The organism is Prevotella sp. 10(H) (assembly GCF_000711235.1).
Lineage (GTDB): Bacteria > Bacteroidota > Bacteroidia > Bacteroidales > Dysgonomonadaceae > Dysgonomonas.
Genome location: NZ_JOMI01000001.1, coordinates 160605 through 178863, shown reverse-complemented (window position 1 = coordinate 178863; position 18259 = coordinate 160605). Strand labels below are relative to the sequence as shown.

Sequence of the window (18259 nt, the reverse complement as noted above, 5' to 3'; positions counted from 1 at the left end):
CCTTTTGAAAAGAATAAACAGGAAATCCTGTGTGATGAGAATTCCCTGTTATTCATATAATTATATTACTTAAAACGTTGTTGTAATCGTACGGTTTATTACATCCAACTGCTGTTCTTTTGTAAGTTTCACGAAATTAACCGCATAGCCCGATACCCTGATAGTAAGTTGAGGGTAGTCTTCGGGATGCTCCATAGCATCGATAAGCAAATCCCTGTTGAAGACATTCACATTCAGGTGATGTCCTGCACTGTGGAAATATCCGTCGAGCAAACCCGAAAGATTTGTTACCTTATCTTCCTGACTTTTCCCTAATGTTTCGGGGGTTATTGCGAATGTATAGGAAATACCGTCATTTGCATGTTCGAACGGCAACTTGGCAACAGACGAAAGTGATGCTACTGCGCCTTTCGTATCGCGTCCGTGCATCGGATTCGCACCCGGTGCAAAAGGAGTACCGCCGCGGCGACCGTCAGGTGTATTGCCTGTTTTCTTACCGTATACCACATTCGATGTAATGGTCAATACCGATTGTGTAGGTACGGCATTCTTATACATCCTGTGCCTGCGGATTTTATTCATAAACATTTCCACAATCTTCACGGCAAATTCATCGGTGCGGTCATCATTATTGCCGAATGGTACATAATCGCCTTCGACAATGTAATCTACCGCATCGCCCTCTTCGTCGCGGATAATGCGAACTTTGCCGTATTTGATAGCTGCAAACGAGTCTGCAATGATAGAAAGTCCCGAAATACCGAATGCCTGTGTACGCAGGATGTCTACTTCGTGCAAAGCCATTTCAAGCGCCTCATACGAATATTTATCATGCATGTAGTGGATGATGTTCAATGCTTTTACATATGTTTCGGCAACCCAGTCGAGCATTTTATCGAACTTCTGCCATACATCGTCGAAATCGAGATAGTCGCCTGTAACTTTATCATAAACGGCAGGCGTTACCTGTACTTTTGTTTTCTCGTCTTTACCGCCGTTTATCGTATAAAGCAACGCTTTAGGCAGATTGGCGCGCGCTCCGAAAAACTGCATCTGCTTTCCTATCTCCATAGGCGAAACACAGCAAGCTATACCGTAATCGTCGCCTAGCTGCGGACGCATCAGGTCATCATTCTCATATTGGAGAGAAGATGTATCTATAGATACTTTTGCACAATATTTCTTCCAGTTTTCAGGCAAGTCTTCACTCCACAAGACAGTCAGATTAGGTTCCGGTGCCGGCCCTAGATTATAGAGAGTATGAAGCATACGGAAACTATTCTTCGTAACCAGTGATTTACCGTCTTTTGTCATTCCGCCTAACGATTCGGTTACCCATACCGGGTCACCAGAGAACAGTTCGTCATATTCAGGCGTTCTGAGGAAACGCACGATACGCAGTTTCATCACAAAATGGTCTATCATTTCCTGTGCTTCCTGCTCTGTAATCAGTCCTTTTTTCAAATCCCTTTCGATATAAATATCAAGGAATGTGCTTGTCCGTCCAAGGCTCATGGCTGCACCATTCTGGTCTTTAATAGCGCCCAAATAGCCGAAATAAGTCCATTGGATAGCTTCCTGCGCTGTTTTTGCCGGATATGATATATCGAAGCCGTAAGATGCGGCCATTCGTTTCAATGCTTTAAGGGCAAGTATCTGCATGGATAATTCTTCACGCAGCCGTATCAGTTCGTCACTCAGCTCTGACGGGTCGCACTCTTCAAATCTACGTTGCCTTTCGTTGATCAGCCTGTCTACACCATACAATGCAACACGGCGGTAATCTCCGATTATACGTCCGCGGCCGTATGCATCCGGTAGGCCGGTGAGTAAGCCGTTACTTCGCGCTTTGCGGATACTGTCTGTATAGGCTGCAAATACCCCTTCATTGTGAGTTTTACGGTATTTTGAGAAAATTTCTTTTGTCGTATCATCCAGCTTATAGCCGTACTCTTTAAGACTTTGTTCTACCATACGCAGTCCGCCGTTCGGGAAAATCGCTCTTTTCAGAGGTTTGTCGGTTTGTACACCGACTATTTTTTCCAAATCTTTATCTATATATCCTGCGCCGTATGCATCTATCTGTGAAGGCATGCGCGTTTCGGCATCGTAAATACCTTTTTTCTTTTCCTCGGTGAACATTTCTCCAAGCTTTTCCCAAAGTTTTTTCGTCGCCGGAGTTGCTTCGGTCAGAAAGTCGGCGCTTCCTGTATATTCTGTATAATTTTCAAGAATAAAGTTGTTGATGTCAATCGTTTCCTGCCATCTCTTACCTTTGAAGTCTTTATATGTTTCCATTAAAGTTGTATTAATATTGATAACCAAACTATTTTCAACCGAATTGAAATTTTGTGCAAAGATACTGCAACTTACTCCAATTTCAATGACTTCTATATCCAAAACGACTATATGGAAAGTTAATTACACTTACTTATTGTGATATTTTACAGAAATAATAAAAATTCAAAATATATTAAGATAATGGGCATGTGTATCCGATTTTAAATATACTTTTGAGTAAAATTTATAGTATGAAAACAATCCTGACCACCTATGCCGTAAAGGATGAATATATCGATCTGAAAGCAGAGGGCTTCAACATAATACCTGTATTTACCGGAATTGGGAAAACCCGCTCTGCGACTATACTAACAAGGCATATCTGCGAAATCAAGCCCGATTTTGTAATCAATATAGGAACCGCCGGAACATTGATTCACAACGTAGGTGATATCTTTATCTCCAATCATTTTATCGACAGGGATTATGAAGTCACGAAGCTTCCCGGAGTAGAATATGAGATAGAAGGTTTGCAATTTGTAAAAGGCTATGAAACGCTCAAAAATTGGATAATAAATTACAATAAAGCAGGCATTTGCAGCACGGGTGATACATTCGTTACCGAAGTATCTTCATTCAAAGCGGATGTCATAGATATGGAAGCTTATGCTCAGGCTTTTGTATGCAGAAGCTTCAATATTCCTTTTCTTTCCATCAAATATATCACAGATGTTGTCGGGCAAAACTCTGTACAACATTGGGAAGACAAACTTCCTGATGCTCGTGCAGGGCTTTTAGCATGGGTAGAACAGCATAGGCTTTTGTCTATGATATGAATTAATAAAAAAGGCCACATAACGATTGAATACAATGGCACCCTTGCTCAATTGCTTAAATTTGAGAAGAATAAATAAGATTGTGAGGGGGGCTGTATTAAAAGTCGTCATTGCGGCTTTTAATACAGCTTCTATGTAACCCCTAGTGGAAAATGCCGCCCTTTCGGATTTATAAACCGCTTATCAGACGTTCTGCATTTTGTTATTCGTTAGATGACGGGTTTATCAGATTTTTTCAGGCAAAGCATTATAAAATTCAACGAGTTTCGGCATATAACTCTCAAATGTCGGATACGTGTCCCGTTGCCTGTCGTAACTTTCCAGTTCGGAAACAAGTTCTTCTATGAAAACAAAGCCCCACCATTCTTTTTGAAATTTTATTTCCTTATCTATCTCCGGCTGTGCGAAACCATTATCTTTCATATACTTGATTACGCAGGCCCTGACTAATGCTTCGTCAAACACTGTTTTCCAATAGTAGTGTCCTGCCATCTTCTCTTTACTTTTCAGAATAGAAGCTATTTTCTCTCCGCTTTCCTGAAATGAGTCTTTGTACTTTTCTGTCACGTGGTTTACAAATGAATGATTGAATTCATGAAGCAATATCGGTAAAACCGGAGTGTCACTATATGGCAAGTGATTATCAAACAGGGGCATTCCTTCATCATCAGTTTTCCATACACCCATAATAGCATATGCCGTTAGACCTCCGTCTGCATATTCCAGAGTTACTCCATAACAACTGGGTCCGCTACCTAGTGCCATTATTATTAAAAATTCCCCGGAAGACTCATTTCCATAGAAGGTCCCGTACCAATCCATATTGACCTGTTCACAAACAGTGACAAATCTATCGGCTGCTGCAGTATATAGATCAGCATTGTCCCTGAAAAAATTATCAAACTCAGTATCTTTGACAAACTGCGGCAGCAACGAAACAAATTTTTCGGCGGTTTCTTTACTCCACCGTGCATCTGCCTGCCAGACATCACTGACACCTGTCATTAGTACCATGTTATCGTCGAGGCGTATAGCCATTTTCGCAACAGCATCCCAATCTGTTTCATTCTCCTTCAAAATTGATTTGGTATACTGTATCAATTCGTGATCTTTGTACTTTCCAAAATATTGCTCAATTCTATCAACATAAGGTTTATAATCTTGAAATGAATACCCCGGCGCTTCCGCCAAACGAAAAACAATATTTAACAATTCTACTCTTTTGTCAGCCGTTGGTCTTTCCAAAACAACTTTTTTTTCTTCTTTTACAACGCATGCCTGAAAGCAAAGCGTAGCTAAAATGACTAATAAAATTCTACTCATGACTTTTTTTATTTATGTTTATTCCTTTTTATACATTACTTCATATATCTGGTGATTCTTTTTTCAATATACGTATTATCGGAGCCGTATCCTTCCCATCTAACCATTACGTTACCATCGGGTGAGATGAGTATAAAATAAGGTATACCTACTCCCATGTATTGGGTGAATATTCCACTGTGATCCGTTCCGCCATCACTCAGGTTTGTCCAGCTTATATTATGCTTCTCTGCTACCTGACGCCATTTGTCGATATCACCATCCAGATTGATACTTACGATTATCAACTTATCCTTATATTTCTCTGTCAGACTGCGTATCTCAGGCAATGCCATTATACAAGGCCTGCACCACGAAGCCCAAAAGTCGAGCAGTACATACTTCCCCCTGTAATCTGCCAGTTTATGAGCATTACCCTCAAGGTCTTTAAAGTCGGTATCGATAGCTGGCTGCCACCTCAGAGGATCGCGAAGAAGATTGGCTAACAGCAGGTCTTTTAACTTTTTGCCTGTGGGAGTATTCTTATCATCATCGGTCATACGCGGATATAGCATGTACACCTTTTCTGATAAGGGGTTGTCTACATCGTTGCTTACTTGGTGTGCATAGGGTTCCAGTTTGGTCATCCATTCCTGCGAAACAGGTTCCTCATATAATTGCCTGAAGGTGGCATCATTCATATCAACCGTCTGGGCTGTAACCGATAGCATAATGGAAAGCAGTGTGAGAAGTGTAATCGTTTTTTTCATAGTAAGGTTTCTTTTACCAATTTTACAAATATAGTAATCTGTTCCGGTTGAATCGATTGAAAACAAATTATTTCTGTTTTTGATTAAAAATTTATTTGTGTTTTTGATTAAATGATTATATTTGCCTTTGACAATTAAGTACTAACCCTTAAATATATAGAAAGGGTACAAACATGTTAGTCTGCAAATAAAAAAAATCGCGGGAACTAAGTTGATTCGTTGATATGACGAATCTTAACAATCTTTTTTAATCCACTTTCTTCCACCCAACTGACTGGGGGGTAGTGTCATTGCTTAGTTCTATAATCTAAAATTTTCGTTTTATTAATCCGGATAAAAAGCCTTTGGGAAAGTTTGAATATTCCCTCTATTCCTATTATCCTAAAAAAAATGTTTATGGGTTATTTGACCGATGAGCAATGGCTCATCATACAAAACACTCAACAAAACAGGTGTCAGATTTATTTACTAAAGACACCTTATGTAACTAACTTTTAAAAAATAAACGTATGAATAAAATAAGATTAGATCATGAATTGCCGGAATGCATCGCATCCTGGGGCTGGAAATATCACCACATAGGTATTCCGACAAACGAACAGAAAGAGAATGAAAGATATCTTCCTGAATTTAAAACTTATGTTTCAGGTTTTGACAGTAATCCCTTTGGGATTGAATGGATGAGGTTTGAACAAGATTCTAAAGTACAGGAGTTGATACAAACGGTTCCTCATATAGCATTCGAAGTGAAAGACCTTGATTGGGAACTGAAAAACAGGGGTTTAAACGTAATCTCTCATCCCGGTTCTCCTGCTGATGGTATTAGGGATGCAATGATTGAATACAATGGCGCTCTTGTTCAATTGTTTGAATTTGAAAAGAATAAATAAGATTGTGAAGAAGCTGTATTAAAAGTTGTCATTGCGGGCGATGGCGAAGCAATCCTAGCAAATATATCGCTGAAAAATAGATTGCTTCAATTCGTTCGCAATGACGTTTTAAGTATATAACCTAAATTATTTTCATTAATCGATTATACTGTCGCATTATAGAATGCCGTAATGTTATCAAATGAAACGCCCGGAGGCGTGTCACAACCTGATGATATTACAAAATTCTTGTAGCCGCTGGTTGCTGCCAGTAATTCTTTTGTAGCTTCGAACAGTTCGTCCGGTGTAGCTTCTTTAAATAGTGCGACAGGGTCTATATTCCCCATAACCAGTACATCCGTCGGACACTCTTTCAAAGCTTCAACCATATCAGCTTTATTGCCGAAGTGATAACCATTTGCTCCGGTAGCTATCATTGCTTGCGTACAATGTCCTGCATTACCGCAATTATGAAGTATAATCGCAAAATTATCGTCCTGAAGTTCGTCTACAATCTCTTTCACATATACAGATGAAAATTCGTAGCAATCATCATTCGAAAGGAGCCCTGCGGCCGGCTCGGCTAATATTACACCTGCCACTCCTGTTTGCTTTATTGCTGCTATATACTTTTTTAGGAAAGTGGTACATTTTCCGAGAAGTAATTTCATTGTTTCAGGCTCCGTATATATGGCCATCATTATTTCGGTCATATCATAAAGGCGTCCTGCCAGCGAGAAAGGACCTATACACCCGCCAAAGGTAGGCTTATCTATATTCTCCGCTGCCAGCTTGTTTGCTTTAAGATATTCCGGTATCCTTCCTTTATCCAAAGTCGGGATTTCCAGAGCCGCCACATCTTCATGTGAGGATAACAATCTGCCTGTAACACTCGGCACTTCTTCGTCACTCATATACAATTCTGCCCCGAATGCTTCGGCTTCGACTGTAAGATCCATTATCGTTGTACAGGCTGCCGACTGGGGGAATCGTTCATTAAGCGCTTTTATCGATTCAAAATGTACCTGTCCGTTTGTTACGGCGTCGATGACTTTCTTACCGATTATTTCTATTCCGGGATGTGTCATAATCGGTACGGCAACATTTTTTTTCGATTCAATAACGGAGGCTATCCATTGACTGGTATTCATAGCTAATTTGATTTTTGGTTATGTTTATTCTTGTAACAATCGGAGCGTTTACAGATAGCGCATCCGTAGGGCATTTTCTTAACATCACGACCTATTGGTATAAATCCGCTTACAGATTTAACGGGATTCATCAGACCGGATTCATTCAGTATAATGCCACAGGGATCATTCGGAAAAAGACTAAATAACTTATGTTGCTCAGATATATCCCAGCCACAATAACCGGGACTATATGAGTTTCCTGTTTTTAGACCTTTCGCTTCATATTTGACCGTAATATCCTGTGCTAACCTTCTTGCAGCCGCTTCCGCTATCTCCGAGCCTATACAGTCGCCTATCAAAGCTTTGACTATATCTCCCGATACATTTTCACTGTGGTACCACGATGTGAATTTATTTCCGGCAGTTGCGACAAAAACGGCACAATATTCGGCTTGGGCAAAAAAACGGGTGATAATCTTTCCCATATTGAATCTTTTACCCGAAATCGTAATTCCTGATGTATCCCTGTCGGTAATCGGATATATCGTATAGCCATATCTTGGATGGCAGAACGGCAAAAGTTCTTTCATCGATTCCGATACCAGTGCTGTAATCTCTTTATCTGCAGCAGTAAAATCCATTCCCATATTCCGGTAGATTTCATCCGAATCTACTTCAAGAAGTGACAAAGGAATATATACTGCAGTCATAAGTATCGGTAATCGGGGCTAGGCATTCATTAATGATTTTGCCAAAACGACCGCGCCATTCGCATTGGTACTGTATCCGTCGGCTCCGATAGAGCGGGCAAAATTTTCATTGAGAGGTGCGCCTCCTACCATTATTTTTACACAGTCGCGCAATCCGCTTTCCACTATGGCATCTACAACGTCTTTCATATAGCTCATTGTTGTTGTCAGAAGGGCAGACATACACAGTATATCGGCTTTGCTCTCTTTCAGGGCATCCACGAACTTTTCTCTGGGTACATCCACACCGATATTCACCACTTCAAATCCGCATCCTTCGAGCATGGCTGCTACCAGATTTTTACCGATATCATGCAGGTCACCTTTAACAGTGCCTATCACAATCTTACCCTTACTGGCCGTTTCACTTCCCGCCATAAGAGGTTTCAAAATATCGAGGCAACCCTTCATAGCGCGTGCGCTCATCAAGAGATTCGGAACAAAAGCGCTTCCTTGTTCGAAGCGTTTTCCGATCTCTTCCATGGCGGGTATCATATGTTCGTTTATTATGCTTTGAGGGTCTGCGCCTTCACTTATTGCTTCATTGGTAACTGCAACGGCAGGCTCAAGTTTGCCGCCAAGTACAGCTTCATATAATTTGTCTAAGTCAGCCATAATCATTCTGTTAAGTATTAATAAATTGCTCCGTATTTTCGACAAAGACTAATAAATTTCTCTACTCTTTCATGCGAAACATCATCCTGCATGATATGTGCAGGGGCAATCATATAACCGCCTCCGGCACCCAGGATTTCTATTTTTTCCTTTATGTCGGCTTCCAGTTCTTCGTCTGTGCCGAACGGCAGAAGATGCTGCTGGTCGATAGCACCCCAAAAAGCAAACAAATGATCGAAACCTTCTTTTATTTCTTTAGCTGAATGTCCCGGAACATCGGGCTGCACAGGATTGAATATCTCGAATCCCATTTCCTTTATATCCTTAAGTAGAGGAGCTACAGCGCCGTCGCTATGCAGGATAAGTATAATGTCAGGATTAAGCTTTTTAAGGTCGTCGTTCATCTTCTTATACCATGGCTTAACTTGCGTAACGAATATATCCGGAGGCATCAGCAGGCTGTTTTGTGTACCGAAATCATCGCCGTACCATATGGCGTCGACACCTCGTTTGATAAGTTCGGCTGCAATTTTTGTCTGGTATTCGGTGCATTTGGCAAACAACGGCTGTACGTATTCTGCCTCGAGCATCATATCGATAAGTAATTTTTCCAGTCCTACAAGTTGCTGTGCCAGAGAAAATATAGTTACTTCCACATCCCCAAAGATCAGATAGTCTTTTTTATATTGCGCAATAAGCCTTTCCGCATCACGATAGCGCCCCGGTGCATAAGGATCGGGAAATTCAAAAGCATCTATATCGGCTTTAGTTTCTGCATGGGCGAGGGGATAGCCTACCACTTCCACATACACCTGCCCCTGCCGCATACGCATGCCATATTCGTTGAGCCATGTCTCGTCCGCATCTTTTACAATTTTGAAATTATCGCTGACCGATGCTCCGGTAATGACGACGTCACTACCCATTGCTACACGTATCTCGTTGCCGCTGATGCGCCATGTTACATCTTCATATGGGTTGTCGGTTATGTTAACCGGTATGCCCAGCTTTTCACCAAAATATTTAAGATGGTTTTTTGAAAGGTCGAATTCGATAGGAACTCTGTCGGGTAATCCCGGAATAATTTTAAAGGCTTTGAGAACCCTTTCTCTGCTTGTCATGGTTGTATAGGTTTTTTAAAGTATAGTAATAAAAAGAATAACTCAAGGACAAAATTCTTTATTTTATTTATCAAATAAGCATGAGAGTTTGTTCTTAATATATAATATTTTGATATTAATATTTAATATGTATTTTATGTGGTTTTAGTGCCGAAAAAGCAATAGTATAGGTTGATAATATGAATTATATATTCAGTTTTCCGGATCGTATTAAACATTGTAAATTGCTATTGTAAAATGATTTTTTTATTTTTGTGTAAACCTTGAATTCTATAGTACCATGAAAAATAAAAATCTGTTCAAGTATCTTGCCAGTAGTGAAAGGGATTTGCTTTGGGGATTGATCGTTGACACTGTAGGTCAGACAAACATCTCTATGGATTATGAAGCTTATCCGCCAAAGGTAGGTCACCCTCAGGATTATGATTTTAATCCGCAGAACGGACGTATATTAGATAATTACCAGCTTATATATATATCGCGGGGCAAAGGGAAATACTTTATCTCTAAGGACGAATGTATCCCCGTCACTGCAGGCGATATGCTGATAATACCGCCTTATATGTGGCATAGTTATCTTCCCGACAAGAAAACGGGATGGCAGGAATACTGGATATGTATGCGCGGACCTAACATAGATGTAAGGTTCAAGAACGGTTTTTTCAGTGCCAAACAGTTGATATATAAAGTAGGCCTGCGTGAAGATATTATCCAGCTATACAATCAGGCGATTGACCTCGCCATTTCAGAAAATACTACCTATCAGCAGGCGCTTGCCGGAATAGGCAACCTTATTTTGGGGTTGGCGATTTATTACGACCGCAACCAGCAGTTCACAAACGATGTTATGGTCAAGCGTATCGATCAGGCCCGTGTGATAATGAGGGAGAATTACCTAACGGGAATATCGCCGCGGGAAGTGGCAAAACAGGTAAATATGGGATATTCATGGTTCAGAAAACTATTTAAGGAATATACCAATGTTTCTCCTGCGCATTTTATGCTGGAACTAAGGTTGCAGAAAGCGAAGAGTATATTATTAAACTCTTCGTTGAATGTGAAGGAAATATCGTATATGGTCGGCTATGATGATACTACATATTTTACCGCACTATTTAAAAAATATACGGGATACACACCTTTAGCATACAGGGATAAATTCTCTTCGGACGAAATACAGAATACAATTCCATTCAAAAAAGCAGAAAAATCAATTCCTTATGCCTAATTGCCATTTTACTTATCTGTAAAGAAAAAACAGGGCTATATCTTTATCGCTGATATTATTAGCCTAACCTTTACAGATATATTATATGGAAATAAAAGCATTTAAGATGTACCTCAAACCGGGTATGGAAGAAGAATACCGTAAAAGGCATAATGCAATATGGCCGGAACTGAAAGAATTATTGCATAAGCAAGGGGTAAGAGATTATACGATATTTTTAGATACGGATACCAATGTATTGTTTGCAGTACAAAAGAATATAGGGAATGCAAATTCCCAACAACCTGATGCCGGAGGTATAATCATGAAATGGTGGGAACACATGGCCGACTTGATGGAAACCAATCCGGATAAATCACCTGTATCACATTTTCTTAAAGAAGTATTTCATATGGACTAAAAATCTATTTTTGATGGTGACTCCAATGCCTTGTTTATTAGCAGAGTTCCATCCTCTATTAGACAAGGCATAATAAATTGGCGGAGAATATCCGCCAATTTTATTTTATTATGAAACGTAATTCTATCAAATGTTCGATAAACAAATTAAATAACAAAGGCGTTAATATTCTGAAAACTTAACTTGTTTATAATAGAAATATGGATTTATATTCTGGACTACCTTACTGGATAGCTAAAAATTCGCTATACGATTATTTCAATCCACTAGAAAAAAATTATACGACAGATGTAGCTATAATCGGCTCAGGCATCACAGGCTCGCTTGTTGCTAATCAGCTCTGTAAAGCAGGTATAAAGTGTTGTATAATAGACAAACGCACTCCCTCTACCGGAAGTTCTACAGCCAGCACGGCATTACTTCAATACGAGATAGATGAGCCCTTGTATAAAATGGCAAAATCGGTAGGAGAAGAAAATGCGCTCCTTGCATATCGCAGCTGTCTGCAGGCAATAACCGATGTAGAAAATGTTTTTAAAGAGATTGGATCGAATCCCGGATTCGAACGTGTACCAAGTGTATTCTACGCAAGTAACAAACAGGGACGGGAAATAATAGAAAAAGAATACGCAATCAGAAAAAAGCATGGGCTTCCGGTGAAATTACTGAAAGAGAGTGACGTAAAGAAACAATACGGATTCGATGCTCCCTGTGCCCTGATGAATGAAGAATCGGCACAGATAGATGCATATCTAGCTTCGATAACTATTCTCGATTACTACATGAAAGAGAATAAACTGGAGCTTTTCACTCATACTGAGGTTGCGAAGTGTGACAAAAAGGGTGGGGGATATGAACTGTCGACCAATAAAGGACATAAAGTAAAATGTAAATATGTAATAATTGCTGCAGGCTTTGAAGCCGGAATGTTCTTACCGAAGCAGGTTATGCAGCTTACGTCTACTTATGCGTTGATATCCGAACCTGTAGACCCTAAATATATATGGAAAGATAAAAGCCTGTTATGGGAAACAAAAGAACCGTACATTTATATAAGGACTGTAAATGGCAACCGCATTATAGTAGGTGGAGAGGACGAAAATTTCCACGATCCTGTCAAAAGAGATGAATTACTACGCAAGAAAACTGCTAAGCTGGAGAAAAAGTTCCGTAAATTATTCCCTGATATTCCATTCAAAACAGATATGGCATGGTGCGGAACATTCAGTTCTACAAAAGACGGTTTACCCTATATAGGCGAATGGCCGGGTAAGAAAGGTATTTTCTTTGCTCTCGGATATGGTGGTAACGGTATTACTTTCAGCATGAGTGCTGCACAGATGATATGCAATAGTATTGAGGGAAAAGAGGATGAGCGTTATAAAGTTTTCGGTTTCGAAAGGGATATGAAATAACAATCTATTCTTCGATTTTTGTTTCGGTTTTTATATTCTCATCTTTGAGTATCCTTATTTTTCCATCTACTTCAAGCTCCGATCAATCTAATAAGTAGCGAATCGTCAGATGCTCTCATAACATCTCCTACAACTTCGCTTATCAGCATAATAAAGACAAGGTCGGCTACCGATAGCTGACCCAGTTCTTTCTTTCCCGGTAAACGTAATCCTACAATAATAAAAATATAAATGGCAGCAGAACTGAGAATCGTATTCAAATGAAGATGCTCCAAGATTTTCAGATAAATTTGAGACAGGCAGGCTCTACTATATTTATATCTTTATCGATATTTTCAAGCGAACCGTCACTTTCATTCAATTTATATATTTCTATAACAGAATCCTCTTTACATGCCGATAATAGATATTTACCGTTAGGCGTAATGCGCAGGTTGCGCGGATGTGTTGCTGTGGATTGGTAGCCTGTTTTTTCCAATATTCCATTTGACGGATCAATTGCGAAAACGGCGATACCATCGTCTTTTAATCTTACGGAAGCGTACAAATATTTGCCATCAGGGGTAATTACTATATCGGCACTGCCTCCTGCCTTATTTGTTACGACAGGGATCTCTTGTATCTGGGCTACTTCACCGTCATCATATGAAAATGCGATAATCGTATCAGAGAGCTCATTAATAAGATAGAGATACTTTCCGCTAGGGTGAAATACAATATGTCGAGGACCCGAGCCGTCAGGTACTTTAATCGATTTTATTGTTTTATTGATTACAAAATCCTGTTGACATTCTTTGCATTCGTAATCTATTTCCATTTGATACAGCATATCTGCCCCCAAATCGGAAGCGAAAAGATATCTGCCGTCAGGTGAAAATTCGACACAGTGAATGTGAGACTTCGTTTGTCTTTCCGGATTTACACTTTTCCCTTCGAAAACTATCAGCTGCGACATTTTATAGAATTGTCCGTTGGTATCTATATCGAATACGCTGATGCTGCCGCCACCGTAATTAGCTGTAATGATATGCTTGTCGTCTTTATCGATAGTGATATAGCAAGAACCGTCATCGCCGGAGAGAATACTGTCTATCTGTTCTAGTTCCTCTTTTTGTTTTTTGTACGAAAATGCATTTACGTAAGAAGGCATTTCTTCATTTTCCAAAACCGAGTATATATATTTGCCATTCTTTGACGGAACTATATAGGTAGGGCAATCGACTTCACCTTTTCCGATAAGTTCTGATTCTCCTGAATCCTGATCGAAGCGATAAATATGAATCCCGTTATTTTCACCTAAGACATATGTACCGGCCAATAAATGTATATTGCTTTTCATCTCTTTATATCATTAACGAATTTATAATTATAATAACAGTAAAAGGGGTTATTAAAAAATAGCCCCTTCTTACTTTATTATTAACAATCAATCGTGTCCTTCGGTTTTCACCACCTTGTTATATAATCCCATGATAAGAAACGGTGCTGCCCATTGGCCTACAAATAATGCAGCGTGATTCTTGCCAAAGCATTTAAGTGTTAGTGACGTAGCCATAGCTGTGATAGATGCTGCCAAATATACACCTGAAGGAACTTTTGCTGTTTGTTTTTCGATGGCAACTGTTAATTTGCCTTCGTCCGGAGTTGTTACTGCCATAATAATTTATTTTTATAATTAATACTATATTGAAATGAGTCCTTAAACTTTTATCCTAAATGATTGCCGCCTGTTACACCGTATACTTCCGCAGTTACATAGCTGGATTCCTGAGAAGCCAGTAATACGTACACGCCTGCAAGTTCAACAGGCTGGCCTGCTCTCTCTAGTGGGGTATTCTGACCGAACTTCGGAAGTTTTTCCTGCTGTTGTCCCCCGCTTATCTGCAGAGGTGTCCATATCGGGCCGGGTGCCACGCAATTTACCCGTATACCTTTCGATGCTACCTGTTTTGCCAAACCTCGTGTAAATGCTATAATAGCGCTTTTTGTGCCTGCATAGTCCAACAGGTCGGGGCTTGGCTGATAGGCCTGAATAGATGATGTGGTAATAATGGAAGAACCGGGCTGCAATAACGGTAATGCTTCCTGAACAGTCCAGAAGAGCGAGAATACGTTTATTGCGTATGTATTGGTCAATTGTTCGGTAGTAACTTCTTCTATATCTGTTTTTGAAACCTGTTTGCCTGCTACCAGAGCTAAAATGTCTAGTCCGCCCAGTTTTTCGTGCGCTTCTTTAATCATTTGCCTGCAAAACTTTTCATCGCTTAAATCGCCGGGAATCAGGATTACTTTCTTGCCTTCTTTTTCTAATAACTCAGCAAGAGATTCGGCATCTTTCTGTTCTGCTTCCAGATAATTGATAGCAATATCGGCACCCTCGCGTGCATAGGCTATAGCCGCAGCACGACCGATTCCGGAGTCCCCTCCCGTAATCAGGGCTTTCCGTCCTTTTAGCCTTTCATTACCTTTGTAACTCTCTTCGCCGCAATCAGGAACCGGAGTCATTTCGCACTGAACACCCGGAGCTTCTTGTAACTGTTTTGGAAAACCGTCTTGACGATATTGCGTAAGAGGGTTTTGCATTTTGTAAAATGATTCTTTTCCCATATATTTTATTGCTTTAATTATTATAAAAAACTATCTGTTTACTCCTGTAGATAAAAACATCAGGAGAATTTTTTCATCTTGAATAAACTCTCTGTATAACAAGTATCAATATATTTATGGGGGAAAATAAATAAAGACTATTGATATGCTTTATTCTGAATTATATACACTAAAAACGCTTATTTATTCTAAATTGTTTATCAGCATCTTCATACTACATTTCTTTTAACAGCTTATTATATATCAATTTAATGTCTATAAGTATCTAATATCGATCTTCTTTAAAAATATATGCTATTTTTTACATTTAAGAATAAGAAATCTTTAAATTTGCGCTACAAATATTAACAACTCATGGAGAAGAAAAACAAACAAGGTACCATCTGTGTACAAGGAGGCTGGAAGCCTAAGAACGGCGAACCTCGCGTGTTGCCGATTTATCAGTCTACAACATATAAATATGAAACCAGCGAACAGATGGCCAGATTATTCGATCTGGAAGAAGCCGGTTATTTTTATACCCGCCTGCAAAATCCTACCAATGATTGTGTTGCTGCTAAGATAGCAGAACTGGAAGGTGGTACATCTGCCATGCTGACATCTTCAGGACAGGCTGCATCTTTCTTCGCTATCTTTAATATTTGTTCTGCAGGCGACCATGTTGTTTCTGCAGCGACGATATATGGAGGTACATTCAACTTGTTTGAAGTGACTTTCAAAAAAATGGGTATAGAAGTTACTTTTGTCGATCAGGATGCTTCGGAAGAAGAAATTGAAAAGGCATTCCGCCCGACTACAAAGGCTCTCTTCGGAGAGACGATTGCCAATCCTGCCATATCGGTACTTGACATTGAGAAATTTGCACGCATTGCACATCGACAAGGAGTGCCGTTGATTGTTGACAACACATTCCCGACACCAATAAACTGCCGTCCATTCGAATGGGGTGCGGATATCGTGACTCACTCTACAACCAAATATATGGATGGCCATGCAACGGCTGTAGGCGGTGCAATTGTAGATAGCGGAAATTTCGATTGGGATAAATACAAAGATAAATATCCGGGACTGACTACACCCGATGATTCATACCATGGAGTAACTTATACCGAAAGATTTGGTAAAAATGCATATATAACCAAGGCAACTGTGCAGTTGATGAGGGATTTAGGTTCCATTCAATCGCCGCAGAATGCATTCCTGTTGAATCTCGGTTTGGAAACGCTTCATTTGCGTGTGCCGCGGCATTGCGAAAATGCGCTGAAAGTAGCCCAGTATTTAGAAAAACACCCGAAAGTATCCTGGGTGAACTATTGCGGACTTCCCGATAATAAATACTATGAACTGGCGCAAAAATACTTACCGAACGGATCTTGTGGCGTATTATCTTTCGGGATAAAAGGCGGCCGCGAAAACTCTATCCGCTTTATGGACAGTCTGAAATTTGTTGCCATAGTAACTCACGTAGCCGATGCACGCTCTTGCGTGTTACATCCGGCAAGCCATACGCACAGGCAGCTTACCGACCAGCAATTGATTGAAGCCGGGGTTGCTCCCGATTTAATTCGTTTTTCTGTCGGTATCGAAGACATAGAGGATATAATAACCGACGTAGAACAGGCATTAGAAAAAGCATAAAGTATAAAAAGTCCTCTAAATTTTAGAGGACTTTTTATTTAAAGTAATTTGTTACTGCACATGTTGTTTAACGATTTGTTTGAGTATATAAGAAATTTTATATTTACCTTTAGTTTAATATTTTTTTAGAAGCATTCGCCCAGCTTTTTTATTATCTTGTAAAGTCTTTTCTTATAAGCAACAAATATATGATGCCCGAAATATCCATTATTATACCCATTTATAATAAAGAAAAATCATTGAAGAAATGCATTAATTCTATAGTTAGCCAGACTTTTGAGAAGTGGGAACTTATTGCTGTCAATGACTGTTCTCCTGATAATAGCTATAAAATACTCTCAGCCTGCGAAAAGAAGGATAACAGAATTAAGGTCATCAACCATTCCGTCAATCGCGGAGCAATTAATGCCCGTTTCACAGGTTTGGAGAATGCTCGGGGTAAATATATTGTTTTTGTCGATGCAGACGACTGGATACCTGAAAATGCTCTTGAACTTCTGTATGATAAGATAGAGAAAGAAGATGCTGATATTGTTATCGGAGGGATGGTGAAAGTTATCGACAGTCATAAAATCATAAAAACAAAGCCTAGAAATACCGCCATCGGAGAAAACAGGACAGAGAGTATAACCATGCCCGAATTATTTGATAAATATTATATAAATTTTTTCGGGGTCAATCTTCTGCCCTCATATATGTGCGGGAAAATTTATCGTAAGCATACACTCGATAAATCACCCGTTAAGCCCACATCTTATCCGATGTTTGAAGATATGATATTTAATCTTATGCTACATCCTTATCTCACGAAGATAAGCTTTGTTACCGAAACGGTGTATTATTACCGTTATGGGGTATGACCAGTCAGACAACTCCGGATTTTTTGAAGACAGTAAAAGGCCAGTATTTAATGAAAGAAGAATATATTGAAAAATATAACTATACAATTGCAATACCTTATATTAAATATGAGTTGATAAACTGCTTTTACTCTCATTTCGAAAATCTTATTTTACTCGATAAATTAAACTACAATGTAGTGGAAAAGCTTATAGGGGAGGAAATACAAGACAAGTTCTATGACAAAGATATATTTAAAGATATTGAACTGTCTGAAAAGGCTATTGCAATGAGGGAAAAAGACATAGCGAAAATGATTCAGATTGTCCGTGAGAGTGTAAAAAGAAACCGCCTGAAACATATATTGAAAAGAACTGTTTCAAAGATTTTAAATTAAAAGAAAAGATTCACATATTTTGCCCGTTAAAGTGCATTATATATGAATCTTTTAAAACA

19 protein-coding genes are annotated in these 18259 nt (G+C 39.4%); 8 read left to right on the top strand and 11 right to left on the bottom strand.

Annotated features, from left to right (window positions below):
- Positions 1-69 precede the first annotated feature (69 nt).
- Complete coding sequence (gene pflB, locus K348_RS0100785; protein WP_029901970.1) at positions 70-2298, bottom strand: formate C-acetyltransferase; 2229 nt, start codon at positions 2296-2298, stop codon at positions 70-72.
- 233 nt (positions 2299-2531) lie between these two features.
- On the opposite strand from pflB, the gene K348_RS0100780 reads away from it, so the two are divergent.
- Positions 2532-3116: an MTA/SAH nucleosidase gene (locus K348_RS0100780; protein WP_029901969.1), complete on the top strand. Its 585-nt coding sequence runs from the start codon at positions 2532-2534 to the stop codon at positions 3114-3116.
- A gap of 225 nt (positions 3117-3341) precedes the next feature.
- Here K348_RS0100780 and K348_RS0100775 read toward each other — a convergent pair whose 3' ends face one another.
- Positions 3342-4439 carry a DUF4932 domain-containing protein gene (locus K348_RS0100775; RefSeq protein WP_051697462.1) on the bottom strand — a complete coding sequence of 366 codons (1098 nt, stop codon included), beginning with the start codon at positions 4437-4439 and terminating at the stop codon, positions 3342-3344.
- Between the two features lie 35 nt (positions 4440-4474).
- Positions 4475-5188 carry a TlpA disulfide reductase family protein gene (locus tag K348_RS0100770; RefSeq protein WP_029901965.1) on the bottom strand — a complete coding sequence of 238 codons (714 nt, stop codon included), beginning with the start codon at positions 5186-5188 and terminating at the stop codon, positions 4475-4477.
- A 509-nt stretch (positions 5189-5697) separates the two neighbouring features.
- Here K348_RS0100770 and K348_RS0100765 point away from each other — a divergent pair.
- On the top strand, positions 5698-6078 hold the full coding sequence (locus K348_RS0100765; protein WP_051697461.1) for a VOC family protein: 381 nt from the start codon (positions 5698-5700) through the stop codon (positions 6076-6078).
- A 143-nt stretch (positions 6079-6221) separates the two neighbouring features.
- Here the strand turns inward: K348_RS0100765 and K348_RS0100760 are convergent, their stop codons facing one another.
- From K348_RS0100760 to K348_RS0100745, 4 genes are read right to left on the bottom strand one after another with little or no spacing between them, the layout of a single operon-like run.
- Entirely contained in the window at positions 6222-7208 is a 987-nt protein-coding gene (locus tag K348_RS0100760; protein ID WP_029901961.1) for a methylcobamide--CoM methyltransferase, read from the bottom strand.
- 2 nt (positions 7209-7210) lie between these two features.
- On the bottom strand, positions 7211-7900 hold the full coding sequence (locus K348_RS0100755; RefSeq protein ID WP_029901959.1) for a vitamin B12 dependent-methionine synthase activation domain-containing protein: 690 nt from the start codon (positions 7898-7900) through the stop codon (positions 7211-7213).
- A gap of 18 nt (positions 7901-7918) precedes the next feature.
- Positions 7919-8554 carry a corrinoid protein gene (locus tag K348_RS0100750; protein ID WP_029901957.1) on the bottom strand — a complete coding sequence of 212 codons (636 nt, stop codon included), beginning with the start codon at positions 8552-8554 and terminating at the stop codon, positions 7919-7921.
- 17 nt (positions 8555-8571) lie between these two features.
- Positions 8572-9675: a uroporphyrinogen decarboxylase family protein gene (locus tag K348_RS0100745; protein WP_029901954.1), complete on the bottom strand. Its 1104-nt coding sequence runs from the start codon at positions 9673-9675 to the stop codon at positions 8572-8574.
- A 280-nt stretch (positions 9676-9955) separates the two neighbouring features.
- Between K348_RS0100745 and K348_RS0100740 the strand changes: the two genes are divergently transcribed.
- From K348_RS0100740 to K348_RS0100730, 3 genes are all read left to right on the top strand, one after another.
- Entirely contained in the window at positions 9956-10903 is a 948-nt protein-coding gene (locus tag K348_RS0100740; protein ID WP_081852477.1) for an AraC family transcriptional regulator, read from the top strand.
- Between the two features lie 85 nt (positions 10904-10988).
- A complete protein-coding gene (rhaM, locus tag K348_RS0100735) occupies positions 10989-11303 on the top strand; it encodes an L-rhamnose mutarotase (protein WP_029901950.1) in 315 nt (104 codons plus the stop codon).
- A 200-nt stretch (positions 11304-11503) separates the two neighbouring features.
- Positions 11504-12718 carry an FAD-binding oxidoreductase gene (locus K348_RS0100730; RefSeq protein ID WP_029901947.1) on the top strand — a complete coding sequence of 405 codons (1215 nt, stop codon included), beginning with the start codon at positions 11504-11506 and terminating at the stop codon, positions 12716-12718.
- 71 nt (positions 12719-12789) lie between these two features.
- On the opposite strand, the gene K348_RS0100725 is transcribed toward K348_RS0100730, so the two are convergent.
- The 4 genes from K348_RS0100725 to K348_RS0100710 all read right to left on the bottom strand — a co-directional run bounded on the left by K348_RS0100725 (position 12790) and on the right by K348_RS0100710 (position 15325).
- The gene (locus K348_RS0100725; RefSeq protein WP_156032681.1) at positions 12790-12993 is read right to left on the bottom strand and encodes a hypothetical protein; all 204 of its coding nucleotides are present in this window, start codon (positions 12991-12993) and stop codon (positions 12790-12792) included.
- A gap of 5 nt (positions 12994-12998) precedes the next feature.
- Entirely contained in the window at positions 12999-14057 is a 1059-nt protein-coding gene (locus K348_RS0100720) for a lactonase family protein (protein ID WP_051697456.1), read from the bottom strand.
- Positions 14058-14144: 87 nt separating this feature from the next.
- Complete coding sequence (locus tag K348_RS0100715) at positions 14145-14375, bottom strand: hypothetical protein (RefSeq protein ID WP_029901941.1); 231 nt, start codon at positions 14373-14375, stop codon at positions 14145-14147.
- Between the two features lie 50 nt (positions 14376-14425).
- Positions 14426-15325, bottom strand: coding sequence for an SDR family oxidoreductase (locus tag K348_RS0100710; RefSeq protein ID WP_029901939.1), 900 nt, complete (start codon positions 15323-15325; stop codon positions 14426-14428).
- Between the two features lie 354 nt (positions 15326-15679).
- On the opposite strand from K348_RS0100710, the gene K348_RS0100705 reads away from it, so the two are divergent.
- The 3 genes from K348_RS0100705 to K348_RS0100695 all read left to right on the top strand — a co-directional run bounded on the left by K348_RS0100705 (position 15680) and on the right by K348_RS0100695 (position 18200).
- A complete protein-coding gene (locus tag K348_RS0100705) occupies positions 15680-16963 on the top strand; it encodes an O-acetylhomoserine aminocarboxypropyltransferase/cysteine synthase family protein (RefSeq protein ID WP_029901937.1) in 1284 nt (427 codons plus the stop codon).
- Between the two features lie 188 nt (positions 16964-17151).
- Positions 17152-17823: a glycosyltransferase family 2 protein gene (locus tag K348_RS0100700; RefSeq protein ID WP_029901935.1), complete on the top strand. Its 672-nt coding sequence runs from the start codon at positions 17152-17154 to the stop codon at positions 17821-17823.
- Between the two features lie 50 nt (positions 17824-17873).
- The gene (locus K348_RS0100695) at positions 17874-18200 is read left to right on the top strand and encodes a hypothetical protein (protein WP_156032679.1); all 327 of its coding nucleotides are present in this window, start codon (positions 17874-17876) and stop codon (positions 18198-18200) included.
- The last annotated feature ends 59 nt before the right edge of the window (positions 18201-18259 follow it).